Consider the following 14,703-nt stretch of genomic DNA (forward strand, 5'->3'; position numbering starts at 1 on the left):
ATCCAATCGCAATAATCCAACCGGAAACGCTTTGATGTCCGTCCAGGCCGCCCGCGCCCCTTCCCCGCAACCACCTATCCTGCTGCGCGAGACCGTGGGCCCCATCGCGGTCCTGACCCTCAACCGCCCGGCCGCCCGCAACAGCCTGTCGGCGACGATGATCGCAAGCCTGCACGCCGCGCTCAACGAGATCCGCGACGACAAGGCCATCCGCGGCGTCGTAATCGCGGCCAACGGTCCCGCCTTCTCCGCCGGCCACGACATGAAGGAGCTGACCGCGCGCCGCGCCGACCCGGATCGCGGCCGTGCCTTCTTCGCCGAGATGATGACCGCCTGCAGCGCGATGATGCAGGCGATCGTGCACCTGCCCAAGCCCGTGGTCGCATCCGTCCAGGGCATCGCGACCGCCGCGGGCTGTCAGCTCGTGGCAAGCTGCGATCTCGCGATCGCCTCGGAAGCAGCACACTTCGCTACCCCCGGCGTCGACATCGGCCTGTTCTGCTCGACGCCGATGGTGGCGCTGTCGCGCAACGTGCCGCGCAAGCAGGCGATGGAGATGTTGCTGACGGGCGAGCCGATCCCGGCCGTACGCGCCCGCGAGATCGGCCTCGTCAATCGTGTCGTCGCCGCCGGCACCGAGCGCGCCGCCGCCATTGCGCTCGCCGAACAGGTCGCGCTGAAATCCGCCTATACCGTCAAGCTCGGCAAGGAGGCGTTCTACCGCCAGGCCGAGATGAGTCTTGCAGACGCCTATCGCTATGCGGCAGAGGTGATGACCGAGAACATGATGGCGCGAGACGCCGAGGAAGGCATCGGCGCCTTCATCGAGAAGCGTACGCCGACATGGCGGGATGAATAGTCAACTCCTCATCCTGAGGAGCCGCGGAACGCGGCGTCTCGAAGGATAGAGGCCCGACTGCGGCTTCATGGTTCGAGACGCGCGTGCCGCGCTCCTCACCATGAGGTCAGAGAAAGAAGAAGATGAACCACGACGCCTATCCCGACAATTACATCCGGGGCATCCTCAACAACGTGAAATCGATCGCGATGGTCGGTGCCTCGCCGGCCAACGTGCGGCCGAGCTATTTCGCGTTCAAATATCTGGCCCAGCGCGGCTACGACATGATTCCGGTTAATCCCAGCCATGTCGGAAAGGAGCTGCTCGGAAAACCCTTCGTCGCCTCGCTGTCCGACATTGACCGTCCCGTCGACATGATCGACATTTTCCGCAACTCCAGTCACATCATGCCGGTGGTCGAGGAAGCCCTCACGCTTGATCCGCTGCCGATGGTGATCTGGATGCAGTTGGGGGCGCGCGACGATGCGGCGGCGCTGAAGGCGGAATCGGTTGGTATCAAGGTGGTGATGAACCGCTGCCCCAAGATCGAATATGGCCGCCTGTCCTCGGAGATCTCCTGGATGGGCGTCAATTCGCGCACGCTGAGCTCCAAGCGCGCGCCGGCGCCGACGCAGGGCATGCGGCTATCCCTCAATCGGATGAGTGTTGGCGGCGGCGAAACCGCGGCCTCGGACCGCGCCGCCAAAAACAAGACTGAGCAAAGCTGACGCAGTTGCGAAGGTTTCATTTCGCGAACGCGACAATGCGTAGCACGATCGTTCCGATGTGAAGCCCCGCCTTGACGGCAGCCGCGGCGCCAATCAGCATGCCGCGCGATTTCAGACCACGAGAACAGGACGCCCTCAATGAGCGATCGCCTTCCGGGATTTTCGACCCTCGCCGTGCATGCCGGTGCACAGCCCGATCCCACCACCGGTGCGCGCGCGACTCCGATCTATCAAACGACGTCATTCGTCTTCAACGACGCCGACCATGCCGCCTCGCTGTTCGGCCTGCAGGCGTTCGGCAACATCTATACCCGCATCGGCAATCCCACCAATGCGGTGCTGGAAGAGCGCGTCGCGGCCCTCGAAGGCGGCACTGCCGCGCTTGCGGTGGCCTCGGGCCATGCCGCGCAGGTCGTGGTGCTGCAGCAATTGCTCCAGCCCGGCGACGAGTTCATCGCCGCGCGAAAGCTCTATGGCGGCTCGATCAACCAGTTCACGCACGCGTTCAAGAGCTTCGGCTGGAACGTGGTGTGGGCCGATCCCGACGACATCGCGAGCTTCGAGCGCGCGGTCACGCCGCGCACGAAAGCAATCTTCATCGAGTCCATCGCCAATCCCGCCGGCAGCATCACCGACATCGAGGCGATCTCGACGGTGGCGCGCAAGGCAGGCGTCCCGCTGATCGTCGACAACACGCTGGCCTCGCCCTATCTGATCCGTCCCATCGATCATGGTGCCGACATCGTCGTGCACTCGCTGACGAAGTTTCTCGGCGGCCACGGCAATTCGATCGGCGGCATCATCGTCGATGCCGGCACCTTCGACTGGTCGACCGGCGGCAAATATCCGATGCTCTCCGAGCCGCGGCCCGAATATCACGGCATCCGGCTGCAGGAGACGTTTGGCAATTTCGCCTTCGCGATCGCCTGCCGCGTACTCGGCCTGCGCGACCTCGGACCCGCGCTGTCGCCGTTCAACGCCTTCATGATCCTCACCGGCATCGAGACATTGCCGCTGCGCATGCAGAAGCACTGCGACAATGCCAAAGCGGTCGCCGAATTCCTCGCCGGCCATCCGGCGGTGGCCGCGGTGAACTATGCGGGGCTTGCAAGCGACAAGTACAACCAGCTCGCGCGCAAATACGCACCGAAGGGCGCCGGCGCCGTGTTCACCTTCAGCCTGAAGGGCGGCTACGATGCCGGCGTCAGCCTGGTGTCGAAGTTGCAGCTGTTCTCGCATCTGGCCAATGTCGGTGACACCCGCTCGCTCGTCATCCATCCGGCCTCGACCACGCACAGCCAGCTCGACGACGCTGCCAAGATCAAGTCCGGTGCCGGCCCCGACGTGGTGCGGCTTTCGATCGGCATCGAGGACAAGGAAGATTTGATCGCCGATCTGGAACAGGCGCTGGGTACGTAGCATCACCGTCATTCCGGGGCGCGCGACAGCGCGAACCCGGAATCTCGACGTCGCATCATAAGCTCTAGATTCCGGGTTCGGTGCTTCGCACCGCCCCGGAATGACGATCGCCGTTAACAGTCATTAACCATATCTGCCGCATACATCGTCACTGGATCGCCCCTTTGATTCGGAGCCGACGATGCTGCGCTGGATGGTGCCTGCCCTTGCGGCGATGCTGACGGTCTCAGCTGCGATTGCCGCCGATTTGCCGGCCACGCCGAGGCGACGGGCTGCCGCTCCGCCACAGGAGCCGCCGCAGGTCTATGTCGAGACCGATCCGGATGCGCTGATCTCGCCGGCCTACGGCATCGGCAGCTACATCCGCAATTTGCCGGGTACACCACTGCTGCCGGGCTCGCACACGCTGCCGGGCTATTACGGACGCCCCTGGGACTACGATTACCAGGGCTCGTATTACGGCGGGAAGCAGGTCGATTATTTCTGGCGCCTGCCCTACTCGTGCGGCATCTACGGCTATTGCTGAAGAGCAGATCCGATCAGCCGGCCTGACCGACGGGAACCGCGCGCGGCTGCGCTTCGGTTGAATGCCGTGGAGCGAGCCGCTCCATCTGCGTCACCGCAAGCGTCAGCACCACGATCGCGACCGCCTGATGTGCGAGCGCGAGATCAATCGGCACCTGGTTGAGCAGCGTGAGGATGCCGAGCAATGCTTGCAGGCTTATCGCGCCCAGCAGCAAGAGCGCGCCGCGCGCCGCGGATCCCGCGCGTGAACGCACCGCATCGAACGCGTGCAACGCCGCCAGCGCCAGCAGCGCATAGGCGGTCATGCGGTGCTCGAACTGCACCGTCAGCACATTGTCGAACATGTTGCGCCACCACGGCGTCTCGAACCACAGCCGCTCCCCTGAGGGAATGAACGCACCGTCGATCTGCGGCCAGGTGTTGTAGGCGCGACCGGCGCGCAGGCCGGCAACCAGCGCACCGAAATAGATCTGGATAAAGGTCACGACGAGGAGCAAGCCGCTCGTGAAGCGCAGCGGCGACGACGCCGCAATTTGCGGCCGTTCTGCGAGCCGCCGCACCGTCCAGACGATGCCGGCGAAGATGATGAGCGCGAGCACAAGATGCGTCGCCAGCCGATATTGCGACACCTCGACGCGTTCAGACAGCCCCGAGGCCACCATCCACCAGCCGACCGCGCCCTGGAGCCCGCCGAGCCCGAACAACAGCCACAGCCGCCGCTTCAAATCACCGGACAGGCCGCCGCGCCAGAGGAAGAACAGGAACGGCAACAGATAGGCGACGCCGATGAAACGGCCGAGCAACCGGTGGCTCCATTCCCACCAGAAGATCTCCTTGAACTCGGACAGGCTCATGCCGGCGTTGAGCTCGCGATATTGCGGGATCTTCTTGTAGGCCTCGAAGGCCGCCGTCCACTGCGTTTCCGAGAGTGGCGGCACGCTGCCCGTGACCGGCTTCCATTCGACGATCGAGAGCCCGGATTCCGTCAGCCGCGTCGCACCGCCGACCAGCACCATCAGCGCAATCAGCGCAGCCACTGAGATCAGCCACCAGCGCACGGCGCGATGCGGCTCGGACGGGGCGGAAATCGTCGTCATTCGAGGCAAAACCAGAGCTTGAACCGGCAAGGCTTGAACCAAACTGCGTGCCCCTTATAGTCCCCCGCTCCCGCAGCGCAAGTTACGCGAAAGCCGCGACATTCCGTCATGACGATCCGCACCCGCAAGTTCCTCGGCACCATCCTGCTCCTGGTGCTCGCCACCGTCTGGGCGCTGCTCGGCATGGCGCTCGCGCAGATGCCGTGGATCGCCGAGTCCGGCTGGCGGCAGGCAATCTACTACGTGGTGGTCGGCATGGGCTGGGTGCTGCCGGCGATGCCGATCGTGAGCTGGATGCAGCGGCCCGACCGGGCCAAGTCGAGCTCGTAGCGCTTCCAGTTCGTAGCGCTTTTAGGGTGTCGCAGTGCCCGTCGGCTTCACCGGCGCAAAGGCCGTGCCCGACACCAGCACCCGCATCATGCGCAGCGAGCGCACCCGGCCATCCCAGCAAATGCGCGGCAACGCGCGCAGATTGGTGCGGCCCTCCGCGTCCACGACGCCCGGGATCGTCGTCACAGCACTGGCAAAGCCGGCCTCCTCCGCCATGATGACATGGCTGCGCCGGAACGAGGCGCGATCGCCGAACGGAAAGGCGAGATGCCGGATGTCGCGAGCGAAGGCCGCCTCCGCCACCGCCTTGCCCATCGTCATCTCGCGCAGCGCGGCCGCATCCTTCATGTTGGCGAGAACGGGATAGTTCACGGTCGCACTGCCGATCGTCACCAGCGGATCGGCCGCAAGCCTCGCCAGATCCTCCCAATTCATCGATGCCTCGCGTGAGAGCGCGGCAAGGTCGACCCGGTAGCGCGTGCAGAGATCTGCGATCGCAGCCGACACATCCGCCGGCGGCAGCGAGTGCAGCCAGGCCTCGACGAACGAAAACAGCGCCTGCTTCCCGGCGTTATCAGCGACAGTGAAGCGCTGCTCCTTCTCGCCCATCATCAGGCTGACACGGCTCTCGCGCGCGATCACCTGTTCGAGGCCGAGCCACCAGGCCTCGCCGACGCCATCGGGAAACGCCGTGGGCACGTAGATCGTGAATGGCACGGCGTGGCGCGCCAGCACCGGATAGGCAAAGTCGATCAGATCCTTGCCGGCGCCGTCGAAAGTGAGCGCCACGAAGCGGCGGTGTTCCGACAGCGTCACCGCGCGCCGGCAGACCTCGTCCATGCCGATAAAATCATACTTCCACCGCTTCAGCGCGCGAATGGCGCGATCGAGGAAATGCGGCGTGATCTCGTTCTCGCGCGACGGCTGAAACCCGCCGCGCCGCCGCGGCCGCACATGCGCAAAGCGCAGGATGGCGCCGGCACCACGACTGCGCAGCGCAGCCTGGCCTGTGAACCAGGTCAGCTCAAGGCGCAGCCGTTCCAGCCATCTGTCGTCGGATGCCAATGTCCCACCTCGCGCCCGTCGGCGACCGTTCCCCCTCTTATAGTCATTACCCTTTGTTGACATTTCTTTGCAAAGGTCGGCCACAGGCCGAATTACGCATATTTTTTCTCGACGGGTTCGCGAATGACCATGGCTGCGGCGATGCAAAGCCGGACGGCGGAATTGCCAGCGCGGTCGAAAGCGGGCCGTATCGCGTATGTCGATATCGTGACCGATCTCGGCGCGGCCGAGGCCGTCTGGCGCGCCTTCGAGCAACCCGGTCACCTCTTCACGCCCTATCAGCGGTTTGATCTGCTCAGTCCCTGGCAGCGTCTGGTCGGGGAGCACGAACGCGCCCGCCCTTTCATCGTCATTGCCCGCGACGCCGAGCATCAGCCGCTGCTGCTGCTGCCGCTCTCGCTGCGCCAGAACCACGGCGTGCGCACGGCCTGCTTCATGGGCGGCAAGCATACGACCTTCAACATGGGCCTGTGGAACGCCGAATTTGCAGCGCAGGTCGGCATCGGCGATCTCGACGCGCTGTTTGCGCCGCTTGGCGAGCATGCCGACGTGCTCGCATTGACGCAGCAGCCTCTGCGCTGGAACGACCAGCAGAACCCGTTCGCGCATTTGCCGCGCCAGAGCGCGATCAACGGCTGCCCGCTGCTCACGATGGAACCGGGCGGCCCCCCGGCATCGCGGATCAGCAACTCCTTCCGCCGCCGCCTCAAGAGCAAGGAGAAGAAGCTCCAGGCGCTCGCCGGCTATCGCTATCATTTGGCGACCACCGACGCGGACATCACCCGCCTGCTCGACTGGTTCTTCCGCGTCAAGCCGGCGCGGATGGCCGAGCAGAAGCTTCCCAATGTCTTCGCCGAACCCGGCGTCGAGCAATTCGTCCGCAGCGCCTGCCTTGCGTCACGCGGTGACGGCCGCGTCATCGACATCCATGCGCTCGAATGCGACGACGAGGTGATTGCGATCTTCGCCGGCGTCGCCGACGGCCAGCGCTTCTCGATGATGTTCAACACCTACACGATGTCCGAGCACGCCCGCTACAGCCCCGGGCTGATCCTGATGCGCTACATCATCGACCGCTGCGCCGAGCGCGGCCACCGCTCGCTCGACCTCGGCATCGGCTCGGACGAGTACAAGCGGATGTTCTGCAAGGACGACCAGGACATCTTCGACAGTTTTGTTCCGCTGACGTCACGTGGAAAACTCGCGGCAATGGCGATGTCCTCGCTGAGCCACGGCAAGCGGCTGGCGAAACAGAACCAGATGCTGTTCGACCTGGCGCAGCGGCTGCGGCGAGCGTTCGGGTAAGAAATTCTGCGGTTGGGAAACGCTCCCCTGCGGCCCATCCTTCGAGACGCCCGCCTCTGGCGGGCCCTCAGGACGAGGACAGAGTTCGCGGCAGCAGCTTCAACGGATTCCGATTTAGCCAAGCCTCATCCTGAGGAGACCGCGAAGCGGTCGTCTCGAAGGACGAGGCGCTCGCTCGGTCCCCACGGAGAGGCAAGAACATCACGCCGCCACGACCCGCGGCGCATCCCTCGCATCCGACGGCTGCACCGGCCTGCTCAGCATCGTCACGTCGCTGAAGCCGACGGCGCTGAGCTGCTCGCGCATCAGCGCGCGCGCATCCGCCGTCATCGACGCGTCGGGCACCACGACGGCGCGGGCATTCGCCGTCAGGAGCTCAGCCGGAAGGTCGGAGGCACTGCCGGCATCGAGCAGCACGTGGTCGTAGGCGCGCAGCAGCGCGTCGATCGCGAGCGTCACGCGCGGCGACTGCAACAGGCTGCGATCGAAGCCGGGACGGCCGGCCATGACCAGATGCAGCCGCGAAAGCTTGTCCCGGGTGATGATCTGCGCGAACGACGCCTCGCCCTGCATCAGTTCGGCAAGACCGGGGGCCGAGGCATCGACGGACACGGCGGCCATGGTCGGCGAGGACGCGGCAAGATCGACCACGACGACCCGCGCATCGCGCGCCAGGTGCCGGGCCAAGGTCAGCGTCGACAGCGTGATGGCTTCGCCGCTGGCAGTGCCGAGTACCGTAACCTTCTTCGCCATGGCTCCGGCGGCGCGGAGGCTATCGGCCAGATGCTCGATCTCCGCGAATGCGGTGACATCGGCATCGGCCGTCATCTCCGGCTGGAGCGGCGCGGGTTCTGCCATGACTGGATCGACGACCGGATCGGCGAAGGGCTCGACGACCGCTGGTTGGACGATTTGTTCCTGGCGAGCCGACGCCCGCGCTGGCGCGAACACCGCGACCGCCCGGGGCGCAGTCTGGCGCAGCAACTCTCCGGTGACGACGACGCCGGACGAGAGCAGCAGTGTCGCGATCGTCGCGATCAGCACGATCGGCAGCTTCTTCGGATAGGCCGGCGTGTTCGAAACGATGGCGCGCGAGATGATGCGGCCATCTGTCGGCGCGGTGTCGATGGTCTCGCGGGTGTTGGCTTCACGGTACTTCGCCAAATAGGTTTCGAGCAGGTCGCGCTGGGCCTTCGCCTCACGCTCGAGGGCGCGGAGCTGCACGTCCTGGCCGTTGGTGGCCGTCGCCTGCTTCTTGAGCTGCTCCAGGCTTGCGGATAATTCCTGGACGCGCCCGCTGGCGGCGCGCGCATCGTTTTCGAGCGTGCGGGCAAGCTTGGCGGCCTCGTCGCGGATCTGGGTGTCGAGGTCGGCGAGCTGCGCCTTCAATTCCTTGATGCGCGGATGGTTGCCGAGCAGCGTCGAGGATTGCTCGGCCAGCTGGGCCCGCAACGCCACGCGCTGCTGCGAAGGCGTGCGCATCGATTCAGAGTTCAGCACTTCCGACGATTCGATCGGCTTGCCGCTCTGAATCATCTCGCGGATCAGGCGCGCCTTGGACTCGGCGTCGGCCTTGAGCGCGCGCGCATTGTTGAGCTGGGTGTTGACCTCGCCCATCTGCTGGTTCGACAGAGTCGTGTTGTTGGTGCCGACGAACAGGCTCGACTTTGAGCGGAAGTCCTCGGCCTTCGCTTCGGCCTCGGAGACGTTCCGTCGCAGCTCGTCGATCCTGCCGGCATACCACTGGCTGGCGTTTCGGGCCTGATCCTGGCGCGCATCCTGCTGGAGCACGAGATAGCCGTCGGCGATCGAATTGGCGACGCGCACGGCGAGATCGGGATCGGCAGACTGGAATTCGATCACGATCACGCGCGACTTGTCGACGGCGTAGGCCTGGAGGCGCTCGTAATAGGCGTCCAGCACGCGCTCTTCCGGCGTCATCGAGAACGGATCGCGGCCGATGCCGACCAGCGCCGCAAGCGACTTCAGCGGCGAAATGCCTTGCAGCACGGGATCGAACTCGGGCCGCTCCGCAAGCTTGTTCTTCTTGATGATCTCGCGCGCGAGATCGCGCGACAGCACGAGCTGCACCTGGCTGGTGACGGCTTCGGCGTCGAGCGCCTGCCGTTCCTCGGCGCGATCACTGTTGGGGCGTAGAAACACGTTCTCGCGGCCGTCGATCAGGATGCGGGATTCGGACTTGTAGCGCGGCGTGATGAGATTGACGATCGCGACGGATGCGACGAGCGCCAGCACCGTCGGCACGATGATCCAGCCGCGCTTGCGCGCCAATGCCGCGCCGAGCGCGTGCAGGTCGATGTCGCCGGACTCGACTGGCGCCGGCCTCGGTGCGATGGGCGCAGGCTTTGCTTCAATCCGGGGCTCGAGCTCGGCCCGCTTGGCTGCGGCCTTCGCGACAGCCCGCTCGACCACCGCCTTGTCCTTGCCGGCACGCCAGAACGCTAAACGCATCGAACACTCCCGCAGGCGCAACGCCACGAACCTACCTCAACCAGGGCGATTACACTCCATTAAGGTTGCCGCTGGGTTAATCGTGGCGTGCGGCAGCTCGCGCGTGCACGTCCGTCACCGTTTGTTAACCACGAGGGCTCTTAATCCGTCTCGATATTTCGTCAGATTGTTCGAGCATTCGCCGTCGAGCGCTGGTTTTGATCATGCCCCCCTCTCCCGACCAGCCGCTCCGCATCCTGCACGCTGTGCGCGCTCCGGTCGGCGGCATCTTCCGCCACATCCTCGACGTCGCCAACGGCCAGGTCGATCGTGGCCATCATGTCGGCATCCTCGCCGACAGTCTCACCGGCGGTGAACGCGCCGACAAGGCCCTTGCCGAGTTCGCACCGCGGCTGAAACTCGGTGTGCACCGGATGGCGATCCGCCGCGAACCCTCGCCCGACGATGTCCTGGTCTGGTTCCGCTTGCGGCGCCTGATCGCCACGCTCAAGCCCGACGTGATGCATGGCCACGGCGCCAAGGCCGGCGCTTTCATCCGCATGCGGAGGCGATCCGACGACACCATCCGCATCTACACCCCGCATGGCGGCTCATTGCATTATCCCCTCAACACCTTCAAGGGCGAGTTTTACGCGCGGCTCGAGCGTACGCTGATGGACGCGACGGACCTGTTCCTGTTCGAAAGCGCATTCGCCCGCGACACATATCAGCGCATCGTCGGCAAGCCGAAGGGCGTGGTGCATTGCGTCTTCAACGGCGTGACGCCGGAGGAATTCGAACCTGTCGTCATGGCCGACGACGCCACCGACCTTGCTTATGTCGGTGAGTTCAGGCACATCAAGGGCGCCGATCTGCTGGTCGGAGCGGTGGCGCGCCTGCACGAGGGCGGCAAGAAGGTCACGCTGACGCTCGGCGGCGACGGCGAGGAGACCGCAGCGCTGAAAGCGCAAGTCGAGCGGCTCGGCCTCTCCAGCGCTATCCGCTTCATCGGTCACGTCAAGGCACGCTACGGCTTCTCCAAGGGGCGGCTGTTGGTCGTTCCCTCGCGTGGCGATTCCATGCCCTATGTCGTGATCGAGGCCGGTGCCGCCGGCATTCCGATGATCGCGTCCAAGATCGGCGGCATTCCCGAGATTTTCGGCGCGGAGAACCCGGCGCTGTTTGCGCCGAGCAACGCGGAGGCCATGGCGGAAGCGATTGCCGCCGCGCTCGATAATCCGCTGGAAACAGCGCAGCGCGCCTCGTCGCTTCGCGAGCGCATCTCCGCGCATTTCTCCCAGCAGGCGATGGTCGAGGGCGTGCTCGCGGGCTATCGCGACGCATTTACCAATCACTAACCATTCTTAAGACCCGCTTTAGAGAATCTTCCGATTTGTCCGATAATCCAAGGCCCAGGGGATGCTCGCCCGGGGCGCAAGGACGCGGCCCGCGGGTTTTTGGAATGGACGTGGACTCCCGTGGAACCGCTCAACGCACGCTCGATGCTCGATGCCGCGACCAGCGCCGCGGCGAAGCCGGCTGACCAGCCCTTTGTGGAGCGCCGCCAGCGGCTCTCGCTCGCCGCGCTTGACGTCGTCAACCAGAAGGTCGCCCGCGCCTATTCGCCGATCGTGATCACCGGCTTCGTACGCCTCGCCGATTTCGCGCTGCTGAGCCTCGTCGGCATCGTACTCTATCTCGGCTATGTCATGCCGCACGCCGGCTCCTTCAGTTGGATCTATCCCGCGCAGATCATCGCCGTCGCGATCTCCGCCGTGGTCTGCTTCCAGGCCGCCGACATCTATCAGGTGCAGCTGTTCCGTGGTCAGCTCCGGCAGATGACGCGGATGATCTCGTCCTGGTCGTTCGTCTTCCTGCTGTTCATCGGCATCTCCTTCTTCGCCAAGTTCGGCAGCGAAATATCGCGGCTGTGGCTTGCGGCCTTCTACGTCCTCGGGCTGGCCGCGCTCGTCTGCGAGCGTCTGGTGCTGCGCTCGCTGGTGCGCGCCTGGGGGCGCGAGGGCCGGCTCGACCGACGCACTATCATCGTCGGCTCCGACCGCAACGGCGAACAATTGGTCGAGGCCCTGAAAGGGCAGGAGGATTCCGACATCCACGTACTCGGCGTGTTCGACGACCGCAACGACAGCCGCGCGCTCGACACCTGTGCCGGCGCGCGCAAGCTCGGCAAGGTCGACGACATCGTCGAGTTCGCCCGCCGCACCCGCGTCGATCTCGTGCTATTCGCGCTGCCGATCTCGGCCGAGACGCGCATCCTGGAGATGCTGAAGAAGCTCTGGGTGCTGCCGGTGGACATCCGCCTCTCCGCGCACACCAACAAGCTGCGCTTCCGCCCCCGCTCCTATTCCTATATCGGCGAGGTGCCGACGCTGGACGTGTTCGAGGCGCCGATCACCGACTGGGACCTGGTGATGAAATGGCTGTTCGACCGCGTGGTCGGCACCCTCGCGCTGCTCGTGGCCTTGCCGGTAATGGGATTAGTGGCGCTGGCCGTGAAGCTCGACAGCCCCGGCCCCGTGCTGTTCCGACAAAAGCGCTTCGGCTTCAACAACGAGCGCATCGACGTCTACAAGTTTCGCTCGATGTACCATCACCAGGCTGATCCGACGGCCTCGAAGGTCGTGACCAAGAACGACTCGCGCGTCACCCGCGTCGGCCGCTTCATCCGCAAGACCAGCCTCGACGAGTTGCCGCAGCTCTTCAACGTGGTCTTCTCCGGCGATCTCTCTTTGGTCGGCCCGCGTCCACATGCGGTGCAGGGCAAGCTGCAGAGCCGCCTGTTCGACGAAGCCGTCGACGGCTATTTCGCCCGCCATCGGGTCAAGCCCGGCATCACCGGCTGGGCCCAGATCAACGGCTGGCGCGGCGAGATCGACAATGAAGAGAAAATCCAGAAACGCGTCGAGTTCGATCTCTATTACATCGAGAACTGGTCGGTGCTGTTCGATCTTGTCATTCTACTGAAGACGCCGATCTCGCTGCTGACCAAGAACGAGAACGCGTATTGAGTTTGTGGTGCCCGAGCCACGCTGTCATCGCCCGGCTTGACCGGGCGATCCAGTAATCACCGGCAGCGGAAACTGCCACTAACGGCTCGGAGTACTGGATGCCCCGCTCCAGTGCGCAAGTGCGCACAAGGCGGGGCATGACGGCGGAAGTTGTGTGGTAAGAATAGCGTGAGCATGTGATGGCGTATGCGGCAACAGCCGGGGAGATGAATGCAGCGGTTCGCGCTGCGCCCGGCGTGCTGGCGCTCCAGCGCGCGCTGGTATGGCTGGTCGGCGCCTCCGGCGCGATCGTCTTCATCGAGCCGAGCCCCTACGAGATCGTGACGCTGCTGGCCACCGTCACCTTCTTCGCCACCGGCCTGCGTCTGCGGCTCGCTTTGATGCCGCTGGTGCTGATGCTGATCCTGCTCAATGTCGGCTACACGATCAGCGCGATCCCGCTGTTCGAGCAGTCCGAGGTGGTGAGCTGGATTGCGACCTCCTGGTACATGGCGGTGACAGTCGTGTTCTTCGCCATGGTCACGTCGGAGGACACCGCGGCCCGGCTTGACATGCTCCGCCGCGGGCTCGTGGTCGGCGCGATGGTCGCCTCGCTATTGGCGGTCGCCGGCTACTTCCACCTGATTCCCGGCGGAGATGACCTCCTCACGCTGTATGGACGCGCGCGCGGCACCTTCAAGGACCCGAACGTGCTCGGCGCCTTCCTGATCCTGCCGGCACTGTTCTCGCTGCAGAGCGTGGTTTCCGACAAGGCCGGCAAGGCGTTTCGCAACGTCATCGCCTTCGGCATCATGTCGCTGGCGATCCTGCTCGCGTTCTCCCGCGCCGCCTGGGGCGGGCTGGTGCTGACATCCGCCTTCATGCTGGCGCTGATGGTGCTGACCAGCCGCACCAACGCGCAGCGCTCGCGCATCATCGTCATGGCGATCCTCGCCGCGGTGCTGGGCCTCGCGCTGATCGCGGTGTTGATGTCGTTCGATTCCACCGCCGAGATGTTCAAGCAGCGCGCGAGCTTCGACCAGAGCTATGACGAAGGCAGGTTCGGCCGGTTCGGCCGGCACATCCTGGGCGCGGAGATGGCGCTCGACCTGCCGTTCGGGATCGGCCCTCTGCAATTTCACCGCTTCTTCCCCGAGGACACCCACAATTCCTATCTCAACGCCTTCATGTCCGGCGGCTGGCTGTCGGGCATCTGCTATCCCGCGCTGGTCTTCACGACCGTCATCATGGGTGTCAGGCACATCTTCGTGCCTGTGCCCTGGCAGCGCGCTTATCTCGCGGTGTTCTCCGCCTTCGTCGGCACCGTCGGCGAAAGTTTTGTGATCGACACCGACCACTGGCGGCATTTCTGGATGATGCTGGGCGCGATGTGGGGCATGATCGCGGCCGCGCAGATCTACAAGGCTAGGGCTGGCGACGAAGCTTCTTCAGCTTGAGATCGGGGCGTTTCTCCGGCGGCGTATCGAGCAGGCCCTTCAGCGCCGCAGTCGCCGCCAGCACGCCCTTGTAGCCCTCATTGGCGAAGCGCAGCAGCAGGCGCAATTCCTGGTCGGAATAGCCGCCAAAAACCCTCTCCATCGCCTGCTGCATCGGCACGTAGAACTGGCCGAGCCTTTCTATCGCCTCCGGCACGACGGCAATGAAGACCTTGCGACGGTCGGCATCGTCGCGCTCACGACGGACCAGGCCTGCCTTTTCGAGCCGGTCGACCACGCCGGTAATGGCCCCCGTCGTCAGGCCCGTGACTTCGGCGAGCCGGCCGGCGGTGACACGGCCTTCCAGATACAGGATGTCCATGCATTCGAGGTCGGAATTGGCAATTCCGGCAACGTTCGCAACGGTCTGGCCATAGAGCACGCCCTGCGCGGACGACCTGCGCATCGCCTCCTCGAGTTCCTGCAGCAGCGCGGCGCGCG

Annotated in this window: 13 protein-coding genes; 9 read left to right on the top strand and 4 right to left on the bottom strand. The window is 64.9% G+C overall.

The window, feature by feature from the left end:
* The first annotated feature begins 34 nt into the window (after window positions 1–34).
* The 4 genes from ABIB90_RS18630 to ABIB90_RS18645 all read left to right on the top strand — a co-directional run bounded on the left by ABIB90_RS18630 (window position 35) and on the right by ABIB90_RS18645 (window position 3,511).
* On the top strand, window positions 35–859 hold the full coding sequence (locus tag ABIB90_RS18630; protein WP_007603482.1) for an enoyl-CoA hydratase: 825 nt from the start codon (window positions 35–37) through the stop codon (window positions 857–859).
* Window positions 860–981: 122 nt separating this feature from the next.
* A complete protein-coding gene (locus ABIB90_RS18635; RefSeq protein ID WP_354164065.1) occupies window positions 982–1,566 on the top strand; it encodes a CoA-binding protein in 585 nt (194 codons plus the stop codon).
* A 138-nt stretch (window positions 1,567–1,704) separates the two neighbouring features.
* Window positions 1,705–2,985, top strand: a complete 1,281-nt coding sequence (locus ABIB90_RS18640; RefSeq protein ID WP_219682239.1) for an O-acetylhomoserine aminocarboxypropyltransferase — start codon at window positions 1,705–1,707, stop codon at window positions 2,983–2,985.
* Between the two features lie 181 nt (window positions 2,986–3,166).
* Complete coding sequence (locus ABIB90_RS18645) at window positions 3,167–3,511, top strand: hypothetical protein (RefSeq protein ID WP_007603479.1); 345 nt, start codon at window positions 3,167–3,169, stop codon at window positions 3,509–3,511.
* Between the two features lie 13 nt (window positions 3,512–3,524).
* Here the strand turns inward: ABIB90_RS18645 and ABIB90_RS18650 are convergent, their stop codons facing one another.
* Window positions 3,525–4,607, bottom strand: coding sequence for a COX15/CtaA family protein (locus tag ABIB90_RS18650; protein WP_354164062.1), 1,083 nt, complete (start codon window positions 4,605–4,607; stop codon window positions 3,525–3,527).
* A gap of 108 nt (window positions 4,608–4,715) precedes the next feature.
* Between ABIB90_RS18650 and ABIB90_RS18655 the strand changes: the two genes are divergently transcribed.
* Window positions 4,716–4,937 carry a DUF2842 domain-containing protein gene (locus ABIB90_RS18655; protein WP_007603477.1) on the top strand — a complete coding sequence of 74 codons (222 nt, stop codon included), beginning with the start codon at window positions 4,716–4,718 and terminating at the stop codon, window positions 4,935–4,937.
* A gap of 21 nt (window positions 4,938–4,958) precedes the next feature.
* Here the strand turns inward: ABIB90_RS18655 and ABIB90_RS18660 are convergent, their stop codons facing one another.
* Window positions 4,959–6,002, bottom strand: a complete 1,044-nt coding sequence (locus tag ABIB90_RS18660; protein WP_219682241.1) for a polysaccharide deacetylase family protein — start codon at window positions 6,000–6,002, stop codon at window positions 4,959–4,961.
* Window positions 6,003–6,125: 123 nt separating this feature from the next.
* Between ABIB90_RS18660 and ABIB90_RS18665 the strand changes: the two genes are divergently transcribed.
* Window positions 6,126–7,307 (top strand): GNAT family N-acetyltransferase, encoded by a 1,182-nt coding sequence (locus tag ABIB90_RS18665; RefSeq protein ID WP_354201179.1) that lies wholly within the window; start codon window positions 6,126–6,128, stop codon window positions 7,305–7,307.
* A gap of 201 nt (window positions 7,308–7,508) precedes the next feature.
* On the opposite strand, the gene ABIB90_RS18670 is transcribed toward ABIB90_RS18665, so the two are convergent.
* Window positions 7,509–9,779, bottom strand: coding sequence for a GumC family protein (locus ABIB90_RS18670; protein WP_354164057.1), 2,271 nt, complete (start codon window positions 9,777–9,779; stop codon window positions 7,509–7,511).
* A 203-nt stretch (window positions 9,780–9,982) separates the two neighbouring features.
* Between ABIB90_RS18670 and ABIB90_RS18675 the strand changes: the two genes are divergently transcribed.
* From ABIB90_RS18675 to ABIB90_RS18685, 3 genes are all read left to right on the top strand, one after another.
* Complete coding sequence (locus ABIB90_RS18675; protein WP_354164055.1) at window positions 9,983–11,116, top strand: glycosyltransferase family 4 protein; 1,134 nt, start codon at window positions 9,983–9,985, stop codon at window positions 11,114–11,116.
* A 120-nt stretch (window positions 11,117–11,236) separates the two neighbouring features.
* Window positions 11,237–12,787, top strand: a complete 1,551-nt coding sequence (locus ABIB90_RS18680) for an undecaprenyl-phosphate glucose phosphotransferase (RefSeq protein ID WP_354164053.1) — start codon at window positions 11,237–11,239, stop codon at window positions 12,785–12,787.
* 179 nt (window positions 12,788–12,966) lie between these two features.
* Complete coding sequence (locus tag ABIB90_RS18685; protein WP_354164051.1) at window positions 12,967–14,223, top strand: O-antigen ligase family protein; 1,257 nt, start codon at window positions 12,967–12,969, stop codon at window positions 14,221–14,223.
* Here the strand turns inward: ABIB90_RS18685 and ABIB90_RS18690 are convergent.
* A complete protein-coding gene (locus ABIB90_RS18690; RefSeq protein WP_051058561.1) occupies window positions 14,192–14,668 on the bottom strand; it encodes a MarR family winged helix-turn-helix transcriptional regulator in 477 nt (158 codons plus the stop codon). The genes ABIB90_RS18685 and ABIB90_RS18690 overlap by 32 nt on opposite strands.
* Between the last annotated feature and the right edge of the window lie 35 nt (window positions 14,669–14,703).

It is taken from the genome of Bradyrhizobium sp. JR4.1, from assembly GCF_040548605.1.
In the GTDB taxonomy this organism is placed as follows: Bacteria; Pseudomonadota; Alphaproteobacteria; order Rhizobiales; family Xanthobacteraceae; genus Bradyrhizobium; species Bradyrhizobium canariense.

What these genes read in the sequence shown, in the direction of transcription:
- ABIB90_RS18645 (WP_007603479.1), top strand. Translation starts at nt 3,167, where the DNA reads ATGCTGCGCTGGATGGTGCCTGCCCTTGCGGCGATGCTGACGGTCTCA.
- ABIB90_RS18655 (WP_007603477.1), top strand. Translation starts at nt 4,716, where the DNA reads ATGACGATCCGCACCCGCAAGTTCCTCGGCACCATCCTGCTCCTGGTG.
- ABIB90_RS18650 (WP_354164062.1), bottom strand. Translation starts at nt 4,607, where the DNA reads ATGACGACGATTTCCGCCCCGTCCGAGCCGCATCGCGCCGTGCGCTGG.
- ABIB90_RS18670 (WP_354164057.1), bottom strand. Translation starts at nt 9,779, where the DNA reads ATGCGTTTAGCGTTCTGGCGTGCCGGCAAGGACAAGGCGGTGGTCGAG.
- ABIB90_RS18665 (WP_354201179.1), top strand. Translation starts at nt 6,126, where the DNA reads ATGACCATGGCTGCGGCGATGCAAAGCCGGACGGCGGAATTGCCAGCG.
- ABIB90_RS18635 (WP_354164065.1), top strand. Translation starts at nt 982, where the DNA reads ATGAACCACGACGCCTATCCCGACAATTACATCCGGGGCATCCTCAAC.
- ABIB90_RS18690 (WP_051058561.1), bottom strand. Translation starts at nt 14,668, where the DNA reads ATGCGCAGGTCGTCCGCGCAGGGCGTGCTCTATGGCCAGACCGTTGCG.
- ABIB90_RS18640 (WP_219682239.1), top strand. Translation starts at nt 1,705, where the DNA reads ATGAGCGATCGCCTTCCGGGATTTTCGACCCTCGCCGTGCATGCCGGT.
- ABIB90_RS18675 (WP_354164055.1), top strand. Translation starts at nt 9,983, where the DNA reads ATGCCCCCCTCTCCCGACCAGCCGCTCCGCATCCTGCACGCTGTGCGC.
- ABIB90_RS18630 (WP_007603482.1), top strand. Translation starts at nt 35, where the DNA reads ATGTCCGTCCAGGCCGCCCGCGCCCCTTCCCCGCAACCACCTATCCTG.
- ABIB90_RS18685 (WP_354164051.1), top strand. Translation starts at nt 12,967, where the DNA reads ATGGCGTATGCGGCAACAGCCGGGGAGATGAATGCAGCGGTTCGCGCT.